The sequence below is a fragment of the uncultured Streptococcus sp. genome (assembly GCF_905372115.1).
In the GTDB taxonomy this organism is placed as follows: Bacteria; Bacillota; Bacilli; order Lactobacillales; family Streptococcaceae; genus Streptococcus.
In genome coordinates, this window is the sequence record NZ_CAJPNR010000045.1 from 1 (window position 1) to 17,815 (window position 17,815).

The 17,815-nt window shown below is 44.0% G+C and carries 16 protein-coding genes and 1 other annotated feature; of the genes, 14 read left to right on the top strand and 2 right to left on the bottom strand.

Annotated features, from left to right (window positions below):
• The first annotated feature begins 42 nt into the window (after positions 1-42).
• From QZ169_RS09770 to QZ169_RS09800, 7 genes are all read left to right on the top strand, one after another.
• The gene (locus tag QZ169_RS09770) at positions 43-1,329 is read left to right on the top strand and encodes a homoserine dehydrogenase (protein ID WP_125383183.1); all 1,287 of its coding nucleotides are present in this window, start codon (positions 43-45) and stop codon (positions 1,327-1,329) included.
• Position 1,330: 1 nt separating this feature from the next.
• Positions 1,331-2,197: a homoserine kinase gene (thrB, locus tag QZ169_RS09775; protein WP_223310728.1), complete on the top strand. Its 867-nt coding sequence runs from the start codon at positions 1,331-1,333 to the stop codon at positions 2,195-2,197.
• A gap of 333 nt (positions 2,198-2,530) precedes the next feature.
• Positions 2,531-3,436, top strand: coding sequence for a UDP-N-acetylmuramate dehydrogenase (gene murB, locus QZ169_RS09780; protein WP_125383184.1), 906 nt, complete (start codon positions 2,531-2,533; stop codon positions 3,434-3,436).
• Between the two features lie 181 nt (positions 3,437-3,617).
• A complete protein-coding gene (locus QZ169_RS09785; RefSeq protein WP_002904388.1) occupies positions 3,618-4,775 on the top strand; it encodes an ABC transporter ATP-binding protein in 1,158 nt (385 codons plus the stop codon).
• Positions 4,756-5,562, top strand: a complete 807-nt coding sequence (locus tag QZ169_RS09790) for an ABC transporter permease (protein WP_002895634.1) — start codon at positions 4,756-4,758, stop codon at positions 5,560-5,562. Before QZ169_RS09785 ends, QZ169_RS09790 begins: the two co-directional genes overlap by 20 nt.
• Complete coding sequence (locus tag QZ169_RS09795) at positions 5,559-6,332, top strand: ABC transporter permease (protein WP_002900472.1); 774 nt, start codon at positions 5,559-5,561, stop codon at positions 6,330-6,332. Before QZ169_RS09790 ends, QZ169_RS09795 begins: the two co-directional genes overlap by 4 nt.
• On the top strand, positions 6,329-7,399 hold the full coding sequence (locus tag QZ169_RS09800) for an ABC transporter substrate-binding protein (protein ID WP_002906674.1): 1,071 nt from the start codon (positions 6,329-6,331) through the stop codon (positions 7,397-7,399). Before QZ169_RS09795 ends, QZ169_RS09800 begins: the two co-directional genes overlap by 4 nt.
• Before the next feature lie 71 nt (positions 7,400-7,470).
• Here QZ169_RS09800 and QZ169_RS09805 read toward each other — a convergent pair whose 3' ends face one another.
• Both QZ169_RS09805 and ppdK read right to left on the bottom strand, forming a co-directional pair.
• Complete coding sequence (locus QZ169_RS09805; protein WP_125383186.1) at positions 7,471-7,887, bottom strand: DUF6556 family protein; 417 nt, start codon at positions 7,885-7,887, stop codon at positions 7,471-7,473.
• Positions 7,888-8,071: 184 nt separating this feature from the next.
• Positions 8,072-10,693: a pyruvate, phosphate dikinase gene (ppdK, locus tag QZ169_RS09810; protein ID WP_295506721.1), complete on the bottom strand. Its 2,622-nt coding sequence runs from the start codon at positions 10,691-10,693 to the stop codon at positions 8,072-8,074.
• 244 nt (positions 10,694-10,937) lie between these two features.
• Between ppdK and QZ169_RS09815 the strand changes: the two genes are divergently transcribed.
• The 7 genes from QZ169_RS09815 to QZ169_RS09845 form a co-directional block, all read left to right on the top strand.
• Positions 10,938-11,567 (top strand): CBS domain-containing protein, encoded by a 630-nt coding sequence (locus QZ169_RS09815; protein WP_002906671.1) that lies wholly within the window; start codon positions 10,938-10,940, stop codon positions 11,565-11,567.
• Positions 11,568-11,572: 5 nt separating this feature from the next.
• Positions 11,573-12,391 carry a pyruvate, water dikinase regulatory protein gene (locus QZ169_RS09820; protein ID WP_004187109.1) on the top strand — a complete coding sequence of 273 codons (819 nt, stop codon included), beginning with the start codon at positions 11,573-11,575 and terminating at the stop codon, positions 12,389-12,391.
• A gap of 41 nt (positions 12,392-12,432) precedes the next feature.
• On the top strand, positions 12,433-14,343 hold the full coding sequence (locus QZ169_RS09825; protein ID WP_295506724.1) for a fructose-1,6-bisphosphatase: 1,911 nt from the start codon (positions 12,433-12,435) through the stop codon (positions 14,341-14,343).
• A gap of 100 nt (positions 14,344-14,443) precedes the next feature.
• On the top strand, positions 14,444-15,586 hold the full coding sequence (locus tag QZ169_RS09830; protein ID WP_295506726.1) for a cysteine desulfurase family protein: 1,143 nt from the start codon (positions 14,444-14,446) through the stop codon (positions 15,584-15,586).
• A 3-nt stretch (positions 15,587-15,589) separates the two neighbouring features.
• Complete coding sequence (gene thiI, locus QZ169_RS09835) at positions 15,590-16,804, top strand: tRNA uracil 4-sulfurtransferase ThiI (RefSeq protein WP_295506728.1); 1,215 nt, start codon at positions 15,590-15,592, stop codon at positions 16,802-16,804.
• Positions 16,805-16,825: 21 nt separating this feature from the next.
• The gene (locus tag QZ169_RS09840) at positions 16,826-17,347 is read left to right on the top strand and encodes an isoprenylcysteine carboxylmethyltransferase family protein (protein WP_295506730.1); all 522 of its coding nucleotides are present in this window, start codon (positions 16,826-16,828) and stop codon (positions 17,345-17,347) included.
• 178 nt (positions 17,348-17,525) lie between these two features.
• Positions 17,526-17,705, top strand: a sequence feature (ribosomal protein L21 leader region).
• Positions 17,706-17,738: 33 nt separating this feature from the next.
• A partial coding sequence (locus QZ169_RS09845; protein ID WP_295506732.1) for a bL21 family ribosomal protein occupies positions 17,739-17,815 on the top strand: 77 nt, incomplete at its 3' end.

The window sequence follows — 17,815 nt, forward strand, 5'->3', positions numbered from 1 at the left end:
GTTATAATATTTTTTATACAAGAAATTTTCAAGGAGTGCTTCATGTCTATTAAAATAGCTTTACTTGGTTTTGGAACAGTGGCAAGCGGTGTGCCTTTTTTGCTGAAAGAAAACAGAGAAAAAATCGTTCAAGCGGCTCATTCAGAGATTGAGGTTGCTAAAGTCTTGGTCAAAGACGATGCCGAAAAAGATCGTCTTTTAGCAGCTGGAAATGACTTTAATTTTGTCACAAATGTTGAAGAAATTCTGAACGATCCTGAGATTACCATTGTTGTAGAATTGATGGGACGGATTGAGCCAGCGAAAACGTTCATCACTCGTGCTCTTGAAGCTGGCAAACATGTGGTAACGGCCAATAAGGACTTGCTAGCTGTTCATGGAGCAGAGTTGCTGGAAATTGCTCAAAAGCAAAATGTAGCTCTCTATTATGAAGCAGCTGTTGCCGGTGGGATTCCGATCCTGCGTACCTTGGTTAATTCACTGGCTTCTGACAAAATCACTCGTATCTTGGGTGTGGTCAATGGAACCTCTAACTTTATGATGACCAAGATGGTGGAAGAGGGGTGGTCTTATGAAGACGCTCTTGCTGAAGCACAACGCCTTGGCTTTGCTGAAAGCGACCCAACCAATGACGTAGATGGCATTGATGCGGCTTACAAGATGGTGATTCTTAGCCAGTTCGCCTTTGGTATGAATGTTAAATTTGAAGATGTGGGCCATCAGGGAATTCGAAATATCACACCAGAGGATGTGGCTGTTGCTCAAGATCTGGGCTATGTAGTCAAGCTGGTTGGTTCTATCGAAGAAACGGCATCGGGTATTGCAGCAGAAGTAGCTCCAACATTTCTGCCTAAAGCGCATCCTTTGGCTAGTGTCAATGGGGTAATGAACGCCGTCTTTGTCGAATCCATCGGCATCGGAGAATCCATGTACTACGGACCAGGAGCAGGTCAAAAACCAACTGCAACTAGTGTTGTGGCAGATATTGTCCGTATTAGCCGCCGTTTGAATGAAGGAACAGTTGGCAAGGCCTTTAATGAATTCAGCCGTGAGCTTGTGTTGGCTAAGCCAGAAGATGTGAAGAGCAGCTATTACTTCTCTATCTTGGCACCTGATTCTAAAGGTCAAGTTCTGCATTTGGCTGAGATTTTCAATGCTGAGGATATTTCCTTTAAGCAGATTCTGCAGGAAGGTACAGATGGTGAGAAGGCTCGCGTGGTGATTATTACCCATGCTGTCAGCAAGACACAGCTGGAAAATGTCACTGCTAAGCTCAAAGAAGTTGCTGAGTTTGACTTGCTCAATACCTTCAAAGTATTAGGAGATTAAGATGAAAATTATTGTACCGGCGACCAGTGCCAATATCGGTCCTGGCTTTGACTCCGTTGGGGTAGCTCTGTCAAAATATTTGGAAATTGAAGTCTTGGAAGAAAGTCAGGAGTGGGTGATTGAACATGACCTCAATCCGAGAATTCCTAAGGACCGACGCAATTTACTGGTTAAGATTGCGCTGCAGTTGGCTCCAGATATTCAGCCGCGCCGTTTGAAAATGACCAGTGATATTCCATTGGCTCGCGGGCTTGGGTCTTCTAGCTCGGTCATTGTGGCTGGCATTGAATTGGCTAACCAGCTGGCTCACCTTAATTTGTCGGATTATCAGAAACTGAAAATCGCTACCAAGATTGAAGGACATCCTGACAATGTTGCGCCGGCGATTTATGGTAATTTGGTCGTATCTAGCTCATCTAGAAATCAGGTGTCTGCTGTGGTGGCGGACTTTCCGGACGCAGACTTCATCGCCTATATCCCGGACTATGAGCTTCGGACAGTAGAGAGCCGCCAAGTCTTACCAAATCGGCTTTCTTACAAGGAAGCTGTTGCGGCTAGCTCCATTGCCAATGTTGCGATTGCTGCTCTTTTAAAAGGTGATATGAAAATCGCTGGTCGGGCAATCGAGTCTGATTTGTTCCACGAAAAATACCGTCAACCTTTGATCAAGGAATTTTCAGATATTAAGTTCTTAGCCAGAAAAAATGGCTCTTATGCAACCTATATTTCAGGAGCGGGCCCAACTGTCATGGTCTTATCGCCTAAGCACAAGACAGAGAAGATTTATCAGCTTCTGCAAAAACAGAATTTCAAGGGACAAATCTTCCAGCTTCAGGTGGATACTGAGGGTGTGCGAGTAGAAAAATAAATCATCAAGAGGTTTTCTATGAGCCTCTTTTTTCATTTCTAAGCTATGGAGTTGATATCCCTATCTTTTTATACCTAACTGTGCTATAATGGGTCTAGCTTAAAGGAGGATAATTCACTTTATGGATCATTTAGAATTACAGGCTCTGGCGAGTGAGTTAGCTTTCGGTGCCATCAGGAATGCTCTTTCTACTCAAACACAGCGTTTTACTACTAGACAATTATAAGCGTTAAAAAGCTGACCTTTCTCAGCTTTTTCTTTGTAATCTATCGTAAATGCCATAGATTTTTGATATAATAGAGTGTATTTTGTTTACATAAAAGAGAGAAAATCATGCAAAAACTAGAGAAATTAAAAACCGAATTAGAAGGAATCGACATTTGCTTCAATGAGCCTTTGAGTCAATACACCTACACAAAGGTCGGGGGCGCAGCCGATTTCTTAGTTTTTCCCCGCAATCGTTATGAGCTGGCTCGTATTGTTAATTTTGCCAATCAAGAAGACATTCCTTGGATGGTGCTGGGAAATGCCAGTAATATCATTGTGCGAGACGGCGGTATCCGAGGTTTCGTGATTATGTTTGACAAGCTCAACAATGTAGCGGTGGATGGCTATATGATTGAGGCAGAGGCCGGAGCTAATCTGATTCAGACAACCCATATCGCTCTGCAGAATAGTCTGACTGGCTTTGAGTTCGCTTGTGGTATTCCAGGCAGCGTTGGCGGAGCTGTCTTTATGAACGCCGGGGCTTATGGCGGCGAGATTGCTCATGTCTTAGTATCTTGCAAGGTACTGACTCCTCAGGGCCAAGTCAAAACGTTGGACGTTCGGGATATGAAGTTCGGCTATCGTCACTCACTTGTTCAGGAAACAGGCGACATTGTTATTTCTGCTAAGTTTGCTCTTTCGCCTGGTGTTCACAGAACGATTCGTCAGGAAATGGAGCGCTTAACCCATCTGCGGGAGCTCAAGCAGCCTTTGGAATATCCATCCTGTGGCTCTGTTTTCAAGCGTCCTTTGGGTCACTTTGCTGGTCAGCTCATTAGTGAAGCAGGACTCAAAGGTCATCGGATTGGTGGTGTAGAGGTATCTGAGAAGCATGCCGGCTTTATGATTAACGTCGATAAAGGAACGGCTCAAGATTACGAAAATCTTATCGCTCATGTGATTGAAAGGGTGCGGGAAAATTCAGGTATTACTCTGGAGCGCGAAGTCCGCATCATTGGTGAATCTCTGTAAGACAGATATGATTTCCAGTAGAAGTATGCTGGATAAGGAACTGCAGCTGGCTGCAACTTAGTAAGGGGGTGAAAGCCTATCGACACGGAATTTATAAAGGGCCTTTACAGCCCTCACGAGGTAGCAGCGGTCTGACAGAACCCTTAATCTGTTAATACGAGAAAGAAGGAATTTATGACAATTGAAAAAACCAATCATCGAGTTTAAAAACGTTTCAAAAGTTTTTGAAGATAATAATACTGTCGTTCTGAAAGATATTAATTTCGAGCTGGAAGAAGGAAAGTTCTATACTTTGCTAGGCTCTTCCGGCTCTGGTAAATCAACGATTCTGAACATCATTGCTGGTCTTTTAGACGCGACAGACGGGGATATTTTTCTTGATGGCGTCCGCATCAATGATATTCCCACTAATAAAAGAGACGTCCACACGGTTTTTCAGTCCTATGCACTGTTTCCGCATATGAATGTTTTTGAAAATGTTGCCTTTCCGCTGCGTCTGCGCAAGGTTGATAAAAAAGAAATTCAAGAGCGGGTTGCTGAAGTGCTGAAAATGGTTCAGCTAGAAGGTTTTGAGCGCCGTTCTATTCGCAAACTGTCGGGCGGTCAGCGCCAGCGTGTAGCCATCGCGCGGGCAATCATTAATCAGCCGCGGGTTGTTTTACTGGATGAGCCGCTGTCTGCTCTGGATTTGAAGCTGCGTACAGATATGCAGTATGAGTTGCGGGAATTGCAGCAGCGTCTCGGCATTACCTTTGTCTTTGTCACGCACGACCAAGAGGAAGCTCTGGCTATGAGCGACTGGATTTTCGTTATGAATGACGGCGAGATTGTTCAGTCGGGGACGCCTGTTGATATTTATGACGAGCCCATCAACCACTTTGTTGCAACCTTCATTGGCGAGTCCAATATTCTGCCAGGTAAGATGATTGAGGACTATCTGGTTGAGTTTAACGGCAAGCGCTTTGAAGCAGTGGATGGTGGGATGCGCCCAAATGAATCTGTTGAAGTGGTGATTCGGCCGGAGGACTTGCGGATTACTCTGCCAGAAGAAGGCAAGCTGCAGGTTAAAGTTGATACCCAGCTTTTCCGTGGCGTTCACTATGAGATTATCGCTTATGATGAACTGGGCAATGAATGGATGATTCACTCGACTCGCAAGGCCATTGTTGGTGAAGAAATTGGTCTACATTTCGAGCCTGAAGATATCCATATCATGCGTCTCAATGAAACTGAAGAAGAATTCGATGCCCGTATCGAAGAATATGTAGAAGTAGAAGAGCAGGAAGCGGGGCTGATCAATGCTATTGAGGAGGAACGCGATGAAGAAAACAACCTCTAATCTTTTTCTCTTGCCCTACCTGCTCTGGATTTTCCTCTTTGTCTTGGCACCTGTTGTCATGATTATCTGGAAGTCCTTCTTCAACATTGAGGGCCAGTTTACGCTGGAAAATTACCAGACCTACTTCACATCGCAGAACTGGACCTATCTCAAGATGAGTCTGAATTCGGTTCTTTATGCAGGAATTATTACTGTCGTAACCCTGCTGATTTCCTATCCGACCGCATTCTTTTTGACTCAGCTCAAGCACAAGCAGCTCTGGCTCATGCTGATTGTCCTGCCGACCTGGATCAATCTTCTGCTCAAAGCTTATGCTTTCATCGGTATTTTTGGTCAGAATGGCTCAATTAACCAATTTTTGACTTTTATCGGAGTAGGACCGCAGCAGATTCTCTTTACGGACTTTTCATTTATCTTTGTAGCCAGCTACATCGAGCTGCCTTTTATGATTCTGCCCATTTTCAATGTTCTGGATGATTTGGATCCAAATCTTATCAATGCCAGCTATGACTTGGGAGCTAATCGCTGGGAGACTTTCCGTCGGGTTGTTTTCCCTTTGTCCTTGAATGGTGTCAGAAGTGGGGTGCAGTCAGTCTTTATCCCTAGTCTCAGTCTCTTCATGCTGACCCGCTTAATCGGCGGTAATCGAGTGATTACTCTGGGAACTGCTATTGAGCAGCACTTCCTGACTACTCAAAACTGGGGCATGGGCTCTACTATCGGAGTGGTGCTGATTGTTGCTATGCTCTTTACCATGTGGGCAACCAAGGAAAGGAGAGGGCGATGAAAAAAATTGCGAATCTCTATTTGGCCTTTGTCTTTTTGGTGCTCTACATTCCAATTTTCTATCTGATTGCTTATGCCTTTAATGCTGGGGAAGACATGAATCGTTTTACAGGATTCAGTCTCAGCCATTTCCAGAATCTCTTTGAGGATTCACGTCTGATTCTGATTTTGGTTCAGACCTTCTTTCTGGCTTTCCTGTCTTCATTGATTGCGACTCTGATTGGGACTTTTGGAGCCATCTATATTTATCAAGCCCGCAAGAAATATCAGGATGCCTTTCTGTCTATCAACAATATCCTCATGGTAGCTCCGGATGTCATGATTGGAGCCAGTTTTCTGATTCTCTTTACTACTGCTAAATTCCAGCTGGGCTTCCTTTCTGTGCTGGCTAGTCATGTGGCCTTTTCCATTCCGATTGTGGTGTTGATGATTCTTCCGCGTCTGAAGGAAATGAATGATGATATGATTAAGGCTGCTTATGACTTAGGCGCCAGCCAATTGCAAATGCTAAAAGAAATCATGCTGCCTTATCTGACTCCAGCCATCATCGCTGGCTACTTCATGGCCTTTACCTATTCACTAGATGACTTTGCAGTGACCTTCTTCGTTACAGGCAATGGCTTCTCAACTCTGTCTGTTGAGATATACTCCCGCGCTCGTCAGGGAATTTCTCTGGAAATCAATGCCCTGTCAGCCTTGGTCTTTCTCTTCAGCATTGCTTTGGTAATTGGGTATTACTTTATCACCCGTGAGAAGGAGGAGACTGTATGAGAAAACTCTATTCATTTTTAGCGGGAATTCTGCTGATTATCTTAGTCTTGTGGGGTGTCAGCTACCAGATTGAAAGTCGGACGCAGAGTAAGGAAAGCGATAAGCTGGTCATTTACAACTGGGGTGACTATATCGATCCTGAGCTGCTGACTGAGTTTACTAAAGAAACTGGTGTCCAAATCCAGTACGATACCTTTGACTCCAATGAAGCTATGTATACAAAAGTGAAGCAGGGCGGCACAACCTACGACATTGCCATTCCTAGTGAATATATGATTGCCAAGATGATGAAGGAAGGCTTGGTGGAGAAGCTAGATCATAGCCAGATTAAAGGTTTGGAAAATATCGGATCTGACTTTTTAGACCAGCCTTTCGATCCAGGAAATCAGTACTCGATTCCTTATTTTTGGGGAACGCTGGGTATTGTCTACAATGAAAAAATGGTTGATAAAGCTCCGGAGCATTGGAATGACCTCTGGCGTCCTGAATACAAAAACTCCATCATGATAATTGATGGAGCTCGTGAAGTCATGGGAATTGGTCTGAACTCAGACGGTCATAGTCTCAACTCCAAAGATGCTAATCAGCTGCAGGAAGCTGTCGACAAGCTCTATACTCTGACGCCAAATATCAAGGCTATTGTAGCTGATGAGATGAAGGGATACATGATTCAGAACAATGCAGCTATCGGTGTGACCTTTTCTGGCGAGGCTCGTCAGATGCTGGAGGCTAATGAAGACCTACGCTATGTCGTGCCTACAGAAGCCAGCAACCTTTGGTTTGACAATATTGTCATTCCTAAAACGGTCAAAAATAAAAAAGCAGCCTATCAGTTTATTAACTTTATGCTGAGACCGGAAAATGCTTATAAAAATGCCCTTTATGTTGGTTATGCGACACCAAATCTTCCTGCCAAGGCCATGTTGCCTAAGGAAACTCAGGAAGATGAGGCTTTTTATCCGACTGAGGAAACGATGAAACATCTGGAAGTTTATGAGCAGTTGGGTCCTAAATGGTTGGGAACCTACAATGACCTCTATCTTCAAGTCAAGATGTATCGGAAGTGATAGTCAAGTAAGGTTGCTTGATGAATACAAAAAAAACGCCTGGCTCAATGAGCTGGGCGTTTGCTGCTTGCTTAGTTTGAAGCTTCAGTCTGAGTGTTGGTTGCTGTATCTGCAGCAGAGCTAGAGGCAGTAGTGTCGCCTGCTGCTGTATCAGCCGTAGAGCTAGACGCACTAGTCTCAACTGCTGTTGCATCACTGCTGGAAGCAGCTGTATCAGTTGCAGTTGTTGAAGCAGGGCTGCTTGTTTCTTTTTCGATTTCCTTGATAATAGTAGTCGTTGCAGTAGAGCTACTGGTATCAGTTTTTGATTTTTCATCCTTTTGGCCAGTCAGATTCATGATCGTGATGCTGGCAATGATGATAGACAAGATACTGGCAACCGTTGCAATAGTCTTTTGGAAAGCTGAAAGACCTGTTTTAATATGCTGTTTAGTAGGTTTTTTAGATGATTTTGTCTTATTTTTATTACTACGAGAATAGTTTTCCATGCTTTCAAGAATCTCCTTTTAAAATTTCAATGATTTCTTATCTCTCATTATACGTTTTTTATCTGAAAATGTCTTAAAAAAATCAAATTTTTATTTATGAAAACGCACACAGAAGATTGCTCTTAAGAAAAGAAGCTGCCCAAATTTGGATTGAGCAGCTTCTTGGGCTAGAATAGCAAAGTAATCACGACTTTTCATCTTTGAGTGCAGCTTGAGCAACAGCAAGCCTAGCTGCTGGAACCCGATAAGGAGAGCAGGAAACGTAGGTGACACCAATTTCTTGGAAGAAGGGGATGGAAGCAGGATCACCACCGACCTCACCGCAGATGCCGATTGAAAGGTCGGGCTTGACTTGACGGCCCTTGCTGATAGCTATCCGCATCAATTCACCAACTCCAGCTTGGTCGACACTTTGGAAAGGATCAAAAGGAAGGATTTCTTTTTCTTTGTAGCGGCCGATGAATTTTCCAATATCGTCCCGCGAGAAGCCATAGGTCATCTGGGTCAGGTCGTTAGTACCAAAGCTGAAGAAGTCTGCTTCCTGAGCCAGCTGGTCTGCAACTAGACAGGCACGTGGAAGTTCAATCATGGTGCCAATTTCATAAGGGAAAGGTTCATGACCTTGATGCCTAAAGAGCTTGTTGATATGTTGGGTGAGAAAGGCTTTGACAGAGTCCAGCTCAGCCTTGTCCGCAATCAGCGGAATCATGATTTCTGGCTTGACGGTAAATCCTTCCTGACTCAACTTGATAGCACTCTTGAAGACGGCTTCGACCTGCATCTTGTAAATCTCTGGTTGCGTAATTCCCAGACGGCAGCCGCGATGGCCCAGCATAGGATTGCTTTCTTGCAGTTGCTCAATGCGGCGAGTCAGTTTTTCTGGTGATTTGTGTAGTTTGTCAGCCAAAGCTTTGATTTCCTGTGAATCTTTGGGTAGAAACTCATGCATGGGCGGATCCAAAAGACGGATAATCATCGGTTTGTCCTGAACTGCTTGGAACATTTGATAAAAGTCTTTTTCTTGGAACTCCAGCAGTTTTTTGAGGGCGGATCTAGTTTCCAATTCGTTGTCGGCCAGGATCAGGCGCCGCATTTCTAGAATCCGTTCTTGACCAAAGAACATGTGTTCGGTACGAGCCAGACCAATGCCCTTTGCCCCAAACTTAATAGCTGTTTTCAAATCCTGAACGGTCTCAGCGTTGGCTCGGACTTTGAGTTGAGCGACTTCATCCGCCCAAGAAAGCAGGCGTTGGAGTTCTTGGTCATTTTCGACTAGGACGGTCGGAATCTCTCCGCTATAAATGCGTCCCGAGCTGCCATCAACTGAAATGACATCACCCTCAGTCAAAACAAGACTTCCGCAGGAAACAGTTTTGCTGTCCTCGCTGATGGTTAGCTCTCCACAGCCAGCCACACAGCAGGTTCCCATTCCCCGAGCTACGACAGCTGCATGAGAGGTCATACCGCCCTGACTGGTTACGATGGCTTGGCTGACCACCATGCCCTCAATGTCTTCAGGGGAAGTTTCCTGCCGTACTAAAATGACCTTTTTGCCCAAGGAGTGGTAGTCTTTGGCGCGCTCAGCTGTAAAGACAATCTCACCAGTTGCAGCACCAGGGCTTGCTGGCAATCCTTGAGCCAAGAAAGGAGCATCTAGCAGAGCTTTTTCTTCAAATACAGGATGGATGAGCTGGCTAATCATAGCAGGAGAGACGCGCTGGAGAGCTTCTTTTTTGCTGATAATGCCCTCGTCTACCAGATCCAAGGCGATTTTCAAAGATGCCTTGGCGGTCCGTTTACCGTTTCTAGTTTGGAGAATATAGAGTTTACCCTTTTCAATGGTAAATTCGATATCTTGCATATCTTTATAGTGGTTTTCGAGAATCTTAGCATAGTCTTGGAAGGCTGCATAGGCCTGAGGGAGAGCTGTCTCAAGTGCAGCGATAGGCTCAGGAGTCCGAATGCCGGCTACGACATCCTCTCCTTGTGCATTGAGCAAAAATTCGCCAAATAGCTGATGCTCACCACTGGCTGGGTTTCTAGTAAAGACGACTCCTGTACCACTGGACTTGTCGCTATTGCCAAAGACCATGGCTTGGACATTTACCGCTGTTCCCAGGTCGTGAGGAATATCATTCAAGTTGCGGTAAACCTTTGCTCGAGGGTTATTCCAAGACTTGAAGACCGCCTTGATAGCAGCATAGAGCTGTTCTTTAGAGCTTTGGGGGAAGGTTTGATGATGCTCGCGATAAAGCTGCTTATACTGCTCAATCAAAGCTTGGTGCTCTTCCAGTGTGAAATCCTTGGCCTGTTTGCCAGCATTCTTTTCAAAATAGCCCAAGAGGTCATCGAACTCGTCCTTGGAAATACCATAAACGACATCAGCAAACATTTGAAGCAGACGGCGGTAGCAGTTGTAGGCAAAGTCAGCATTGGTCTGCTCAGCCAGAGTCTGGGTTCTTAAATCGTTTAGACCTAGATTGAGAATAGTGTCCATCATGCCCGGCATAGAAAACTTGGCTCCGCTTCGAACAGACACTAAGAGCAAGGCTGAGTCGTTGCCGCTGAAATATTTACCGGTTTTTTCTTCTAATTCAGTAACCGCTTCCAAAATATCTTCTTTTAAAGAAGATTCAAAGAAATAAGGACTTTCTAAATATTCGATACAGCTTTCTGTGGTAATAGTAAAACCTGGAGGGACAGGCAGTCCCAAATTGGTCATTTCAGCTAGGTTGGCTCCTTTTCCGCCAAGCAGGGCTTTGTCATCTGCACATCCTTCCTCGAAGGAGTAAATCCATTTCGCCATATTTACCTCCAAAATTATGAAATATGTGTCATATTGTAGGACAAATACATTGTAATATACATCACATATATTTGTCAACCGAAAAAATTATCCTGTTTTATTGACAATTTTTCTTTTTTTGTTATAATGTGTTACAAAATGATGATTATTTAAACGTCTGGAAATGAAATATGAGTAATAATAACAACTTTTAAGCGAAATCAGGTTAATCATCTATTATAAAGAACGAAGGAGTCAGACCTATTTGAAATTAAGCGAACGGCAAAAGAAAATTGTAGAAATTGTAAAAGAACACCAGCCTCTAAGCGGTGAGAAAATCTCTGAATTACTAGATATTTCTCGGGCGACCTTGCGCTCGGACCTGTCTTTTCTGACCTTGGTTGGGATTTTGAAGGCTACGCCTAAAGTTGGTTACACATACTCGGGCTCAGATTTAGAGACGCTTTTCTTTTTCGATACCTTTCGAAAAGAAGTGGCAGAGATTATGACTTCGCCTGTTTTGGTATCTCATGATTCTTTTATTCAAGATGCCATTATTACATTATTTATGTATGATGCGGATGTTCTCTATGTTATTGATGAGCATAAGCTGCTCTTGGGGATTTTGTCGCGTAAGGACCTGCTTCGGGCTTCGCTCAATACTAACATTGACAGCACTCCTGTAGCGGTCTGCATGACTCGAATGCCCCATATCAAAACTTGCTACAAGGATATGAACATTTTGGAAGCGGCAGCAGTTTTGCAGGATTTTGCGATTGATTCGCTGCCGGTAGTGGATAAGAATAATGAGCGTAAGATTTTAGGAACTGTGACCAAGTCAGCTCTGCTGGATTATATTATTCAAGAGGCTAGAAGCGCTGAGGTTAATAGATAAGAGGAATGAACATGAAGAAAGAAATTATTGTTTACAGCATTTCAGATTCTTTGGGGGGGACTTCGCAGAAGTTGCTGTCTGCAGTGACAGCCCAGTACCCAGATATTATTTTTAATAACAGCTATCGTTTTCCATTTATCAACAAAGAAGAAGAATTGCTGGATATTCTGCGCGATGCCATCAAGGACGATGCCCTTGTTATTAGCACTCTGGTTGATGGCAAGCTAGCAGCTGTAGCTAGAGAGTTCAGTCAGGCCAATGGCCTTGCTTATCTGGATTTGATGCATCCATTTTTTGAGATTATCAGAGAAAAGACGGGCACCAGTCCTATAGAGGTGCCGGGTACCTTGCACCGGCTGGACACTGAGTATTTTAATAAAATTTCCGCTATTGAGTTTGCGGTCAAATACGACGATGGCAAGGCGCCACAAGGTTTTTTAGATTCAGATTTGGTGCTCTTGGGCGTCTCCCGTACATCCAAAACGCCACTCAGTATTTATCTGGCTAATAAAGGCTACAAGGTTTCCAACCTGCCTTTGATTCCAGAAGTTCCTCTTCCTCAGGTCTTGGATAAGGTTGATCCAGAGAGGATTATCGGCCTCTTATGCGAACCAGAAAAACTGTCTAAGATACGCAGTAATCGCTTGAATTCTCTGGGATTGACCCAGTCGACCAGCTACACAGATCTGGAAAAGATATACGAAGAGCTAGATTACTCAAAAGAAGTCTTTAAAAAGTATCGGGCGCATGTCATCAATATCACGGATAAATCAATTGAGGAGACGGCTTTCTTGATTGAAGACCATTTAAAGAAATTGAGATAAGAGAGAAGATTGAGAAAGTGGTTATAGAGTGAGGGTTGAAGATGGAGCAATATAAGCGTATTTTACTGAAAGAATTTGACAGTCGGCAGAAGGTCATTACAGAGCTGACTAACCTAGAGGCAATTTTGAACCTGCCCAAAGGGACGGAGCTGTATATCAGTGACATTCACGGGGAGTTTGCTGCTTTTGAATATATTTTGAGAAGCTGCGCAGGTATCCTCAATGAGAAGATCAAGGACTGTTTTGGGGACAGCTTGTCAGAATCTCATAAGGATCGGCTGTCAGCGCTGGTTTCCTATCCTGAGCTTGTGTTGGGGGAAGAAACTAAAGGCCAAGACTGGTATCAGGAAACCATTCCCCAGCTCTTGAATTTGCTGGCTTTTGCAGGTGCGAAATACAGTCGCTCCAAGGTCAGAAAGGCCTTGCCTCCACAATATGCCTATATTATCGAGGAGTTGCTCTATAGTGACAGGGCTCTAGCTGATAAAAAATCCTATTTTGAGAATATCCTGACTTATGTGATTGAATTGCGGGAAGCTGTGACTTTTATCCTAGGCTTGTCCCGAAGTATTCGGCAGTTGTTGATCGACCATCTGCATGTGGTTGGAGATATTTTTGACCGAGGAGCTGGCAGTGCTCAGGTCATGGATGAACTGCAGCATTTTCACTCGCTTGATATTCAGTGGGGCAATCACGATATTATCTGGATGGGAGCCTTTTTTGGCTCTAAGGCCTGCTTGCTCAATGTGCTGCGCATTGCAGCTCGCTATGGCTATCTCTGGGATATCGAGAAAGATTATGGTTTAAACCTGCGCTCCTTGACTCTTTTTGCGGACAAGACTTACCAGTCTAATCCCAAGTTTAGGCCTATTCTTGGTGCTAGAGAGCAGGAGTTTTCAGATGAGGAAATTCTGCAACTGGAAAAGGTTCACCAAGCCTTAGCGATTATCCAGTTCAAGCTGGAAAATCAACTAATCAAACGGCGGCCTGAATTCCAGATGCAGGACCATGTGATGCTGGACAAGATTGATTATTGGGAAGAAAGTGTTACGATTGACGATACCAAGCATCCCCTGGTTAACACCTGCTTCCAAACTATCAATCCGGAAAATCCGTCAGCTTTGACACCAGAAGAAAATCAAGCTGTAGACAGTATGATGGCCTCATTCCAAAATTCTCTTAAGATGGCTGAGCATATGAGTCTTCTGATGAACAAGGGCTCTATGTATAAGATTTACAACCATCACTTGCTTTTTCACGGCTGCATTCCTCTGGAGCCGTCAGGAGAATTCCAGCCTTTCATTCTCAATCAAGCCCATTATTCAGGCAAGGAATTGCTGGATTTCTTTGAGTATCATATTCGACAGTCGGCCAAGAACAAGGAAGTGGGCAATGATTTGTCGACTGACTTGATTTGGTATTGCTGGAAAGGTAAGCTATCGCCCCTGTTTGGAAAAGAAAAGATGACTACCTTGGAGCGCTATTTCATTGAAGATAAGGACACCCACAAGGAAGTGGAAAATTCTTATTTTTCTTATCGTAATTCTGAGAAAGTCTGTCAGCTTATTTTGGAAGAATTTGGCCTCTTTTCTCAAGAGTCTAGGATGGTCAATGGCCATACTCCGGTTAAGACGGGCAAGGGAGAGTCGCCTATCCGTGGTGGCGGTTTGCTCTTTGTCATTGATGGCGGCCTCTGCAAGGCCTATCAGAAGAAGACTGGAACAGCTGGCTATTCACTGCTCAATAATTCTTATGGCTTCCAGTTGGTCACCCATCAGCCTTTCCAAAATGCCCAAAAGATTGTGGAGGCGCCTTTTGCTCAGACCTCTTTGAAAAAGGTGGTTGAAAATGTAGAGGAACGAACCCTTATCAAATCTACTACCATTGGTCAGAGCTTGTTAGCTCAACAACAGGAACTCTTTAGCTTGCTGCATGAGTTTTATGACCGGTGATATTTATCCCTAAGTTCTAACAGAATTTAGGGCCTTTTCTTTCTTGTTCCAGCTTCTCTTTCGTGTTACAATAGGAGTATTGAAATTTAGAGGAAAGAACATGATTTATTTAGATAATTCAGCGACAACCAAGCCTTATCCTGAGGCTTTGGCCGCCTACACAGAGGTCGCTTCTAAAATCTGGGGCAATCCATCCAGTCTGCACAGTTTAGGCAGTCAGGCAACCCGTCTCTTAGCAGCTTCACGCAGGCAAATTGCAGAGCTTTTAGGCAAGTCTTCTTCGGAGATTTTTTTTACGTCTGGAGGGACTGAAGGGGACAACTGGGTGCTAAAGGGAGTTGCTTTTGAAAAGGTTCCTTTTGGCAAACACATCATCGTATCTAACATTGAGCATCCTGCAGTTAAAGAATCAGCCCTCTGGCTTCAGAGTCAAGGCTTTGAAATAGATTTTGCACCAGTGGATAAGGCAGGTTTTGTTGATGTAGATAAGCTAGCGGAGCTGATTCGACCAGACACCACTCTGATCTCTATCATGGCTGTCAATAATGAAATCGGCAGTATTCAGCCCATTCAGAAAATATCCGAACTGCTTGCAGACAAGCCGACTATTTCCTTTCATGTGGATGCTGTACAGGCTGTTACGAAGATTCCGACTGCTGCTTATCTGACGGATCGCGTGGATTTTGCGACATTTTCCAGTCATAAATTTCACGGTCTGCGGGGCGTAGGATTTGTCTATATCAAGTCTGGCAAGAAAATCAGTCCCCTCTTGACTGGTGGCGGTCAGGAGTCGGACAAGCGCTCAACGACGGAGAATTTAGCAGGTATTGCAGCGACAGCTAAGGCTCTGCGGCTGTCCATGGAAAAGCAAGAAGTATTTGCCCAGCGGACGGCTCAGATGAAGAAGATTCTCCTTGAAGAGCTGCAGAAGTATCCAGATGTGATGATTTTCTCAGACATGGAAGATTTTGCGCCCCATATACTAACCTTTGGTATCAAGGGAGTGCGGGGTGAAGTCGTCGTCCATGCATTTGAAGACTACGAGATCTATATCTCGACTACCAGTGCTTGCTCTTCTAAAGCTGGAAAGCCAGCGGGAACCCTAATCGCTATGGGCGTCGAAAAGTCTCTGGCTCAAACTGCTGTTCGCATCAGTTTGGATCTTGACAATGATATGAGTCAGATGGAGCAGTTTTTGACGACTTTTAAAATTATTTACGAAAAAACCAGAAAAGTAAGGTAAACAATGCAATATTCAGAAATTATGGTGCGCTACGGTGAGCTCTCAACCAAGGGCAAGAACCGCATGCGCTTTATCAACAAGCTCAAACGCAATATTCAGGCTGTTTTGTCAGTCTATCCGCAGGTCCATGTCAAGGCGGATCGTGACCGGACCCATGTCTATCTGCATGGGACAGACTATCAGCCGGTCGCTGAATCACTCAAGCAGATTTTTGGGATTCAGAATTTCTCGCCATCTTATAGGGTTAAAAAGTCTGTACCAGCCTTGATTGAAGCTGTTCAAACCATTATGAAGCAAGTCTATCAGGAAGGCATGACCTTTAAGATTACCAGCAAGCGCAGTGACCACAGCTTTGAATTGGATAGCCGTGAGCTTAACCAGACACTTGGTGATGCCGTTTTTGAGGCTATTCCCAATGTTCAGGTCAAGATGAAAGCGCCGGATATTGAACTACGTGTCGAAATTCGTGAAGAAGCAGCCTATATCTCTTATGAGACGATTCGTGGTGCTGGGGGGTTGCCAGTCGGCACTTCGGGAAAAGGTATGCTCATGCTGTCTGGCGGGATTGACTCACCGGTGGCTGGCTATCTGGCTCTCAAGCGCGGTGTGGATATCGAGGCGGTTCACTTTGCCAGTCCACCATACACCAGTCCAGGTGCGTTGAAAAAAGCTCAAGATTTGACGCGAAAATTGACCAAGTTTGGCGGCAATATCCAGTTTATCGAAGTCCCTTTTACAGAGATTCAGGAGGAAATCAAGGCCAAGGCTCCAGAAGCCTATCTCATGACACTGACCCGTCGCTTTATGATGCGTATTACGGACCGGATTCGGGAGGAGCGGGGCGCTCAAGTCATTATCAACGGAGAAAGTCTAGGTCAGGTGGCAAGTCAAACCATTGAGAGTATGCAAGCTATCAATGCTGTGACCAATACACCAGTTATCCGACCTGTCGTGACCATGGACAAGCTGGAAATTATTGAGATTGCTGAAAAAATCGATACTTTCCAAATCTCTATCCAGCCATTTGAAGACTGCTGTACTATTTTTGCGCCAGACCGGCCTAAAACCAATCCAAAAATCAAGAATGCAGAGCAGTACGAAGCTCGTTTAGATGTTGAAGGCTTGGTTGAGCGCGCTGTTGCAGGCATCATGATTTCAGAAATCAGACCAGAAGCTGAGACCGACGAAGTTGATGAGCTGATTGAGGGGCTCTTGTAAAAGCGAGAGAAGGTGACGTTTATGCTTGCTGTTTTTCTCTTAATTTCTTTTTTGCTGATTCGTTTTCCTTTATTGAGTCATTTCGAAAAAAACGCTTTGTCACGCGTAGCTTATTTTGCGCCAGTACAAGGAAAAGAAAAGATAGCTTATGTGATTTATCAATTGAGCAATCTAGCCTTGTTCATAACTCCTTTTTTGCTTGAAATTAAGTTTGATTGGTCTGTTTTCTTTTATGCTGGAGTGGCTATTTACCTGCTTGGTTTGGCTTTGTGCGCTATCAGTATGAGAGATTTCGCTAGACCAGATGCAAACGGCATGAATACAAAGGGCCTTTATCGCTATTCCCGTAATCCCATGTATGTAGCTTACTTTGTTTGTTTTTTGGGAATAGCTTTTTTGACTAAGTCAATGATTTTCTTTCTAATTTTAGTCATTTTTCAGACTGCGGCCCACTGGATTATCCACTCTGAGGAGCGCTGGTGTCTTAAAAAATTCGGAAAGGCTTATCAAGCCTATCAAGATAGGGTACGGCGTTATATTTAGAAATTTTCTGAACTAATAATTATTTAATAAAGCAGTTAGCGGATAACAGATAACAGAGGTTGTCTTAGTTCATTAGTGAACAAAATCTAAAGATAATCCTTGAAAATCCGTTTTCATGAGATGAAAAAGCTTGCTAAAGAGCGGTAGAAGTGCTATACTTATAGAGTTGACTATGCACATTCCTGTGCAACCGCACGAACATCGTTGCTCGTCGTATAACAAATTTAAACTTCGTCATTATCGCCTTGCCTAACACAAGTTATGCCTTCGGCTCAATTCCTAGTTTATTCTTTGTTATACTTAGAGCTCTTCTCTTAAGTGGTTCGTCCCACGATGCTAGGCGAGTCTTCACAAAATTCGGGGAAACCCTAAAAATCATAGGAGGTGCATAATGAGCACATACGCAATCATTAAAACTGGCGGAAAACAAGTTAAAGTTGAAGTTGGTCAAGCAATCTACGTTGAAAA

Bases quoted from the DNA above. Each gene is read 5' to 3' on its own strand.
- QZ169_RS09830 (WP_295506726.1), top strand. From the start codon at position 14,444: ATGATTTATTTAGATAATTCAGCGACAACCAAGCCTTATCCTGAGGCT.
- QZ169_RS09770 (WP_125383183.1), top strand. From the start codon at position 43: ATGTCTATTAAAATAGCTTTACTTGGTTTTGGAACAGTGGCAAGCGGT.
- QZ169_RS09825 (WP_295506724.1), top strand. From the start codon at position 12,433: ATGGAGCAATATAAGCGTATTTTACTGAAAGAATTTGACAGTCGGCAG.
- thiI (WP_295506728.1), top strand. From the start codon at position 15,590: ATGCAATATTCAGAAATTATGGTGCGCTACGGTGAGCTCTCAACCAAG.
- QZ169_RS09840 (WP_295506730.1), top strand. From the start codon at position 16,826: ATGCTTGCTGTTTTTCTCTTAATTTCTTTTTTGCTGATTCGTTTTCCT.
- ppdK (WP_295506721.1), bottom strand. From the start codon at position 10,693: ATGGCGAAATGGATTTACTCCTTCGAGGAAGGATGTGCAGATGACAAA.
- QZ169_RS09800 (WP_002906674.1), top strand. From the start codon at position 6,329: ATGAGAAAACTCTATTCATTTTTAGCGGGAATTCTGCTGATTATCTTA.
- thrB (WP_223310728.1), top strand. From the start codon at position 1,331: ATGAAAATTATTGTACCGGCGACCAGTGCCAATATCGGTCCTGGCTTT.
- QZ169_RS09805 (WP_125383186.1), bottom strand. From the start codon at position 7,887: ATGGAAAACTATTCTCGTAGTAATAAAAATAAGACAAAATCATCTAAA.
- QZ169_RS09795 (WP_002900472.1), top strand. From the start codon at position 5,559: ATGAAAAAAATTGCGAATCTCTATTTGGCCTTTGTCTTTTTGGTGCTC.
- murB (WP_125383184.1), top strand. From the start codon at position 2,531: ATGCAAAAACTAGAGAAATTAAAAACCGAATTAGAAGGAATCGACATT.
- QZ169_RS09820 (WP_004187109.1), top strand. From the start codon at position 11,573: ATGAACATGAAGAAAGAAATTATTGTTTACAGCATTTCAGATTCTTTG.
- QZ169_RS09790 (WP_002895634.1), top strand. From the start codon at position 4,756: ATGAAGAAAACAACCTCTAATCTTTTTCTCTTGCCCTACCTGCTCTGG.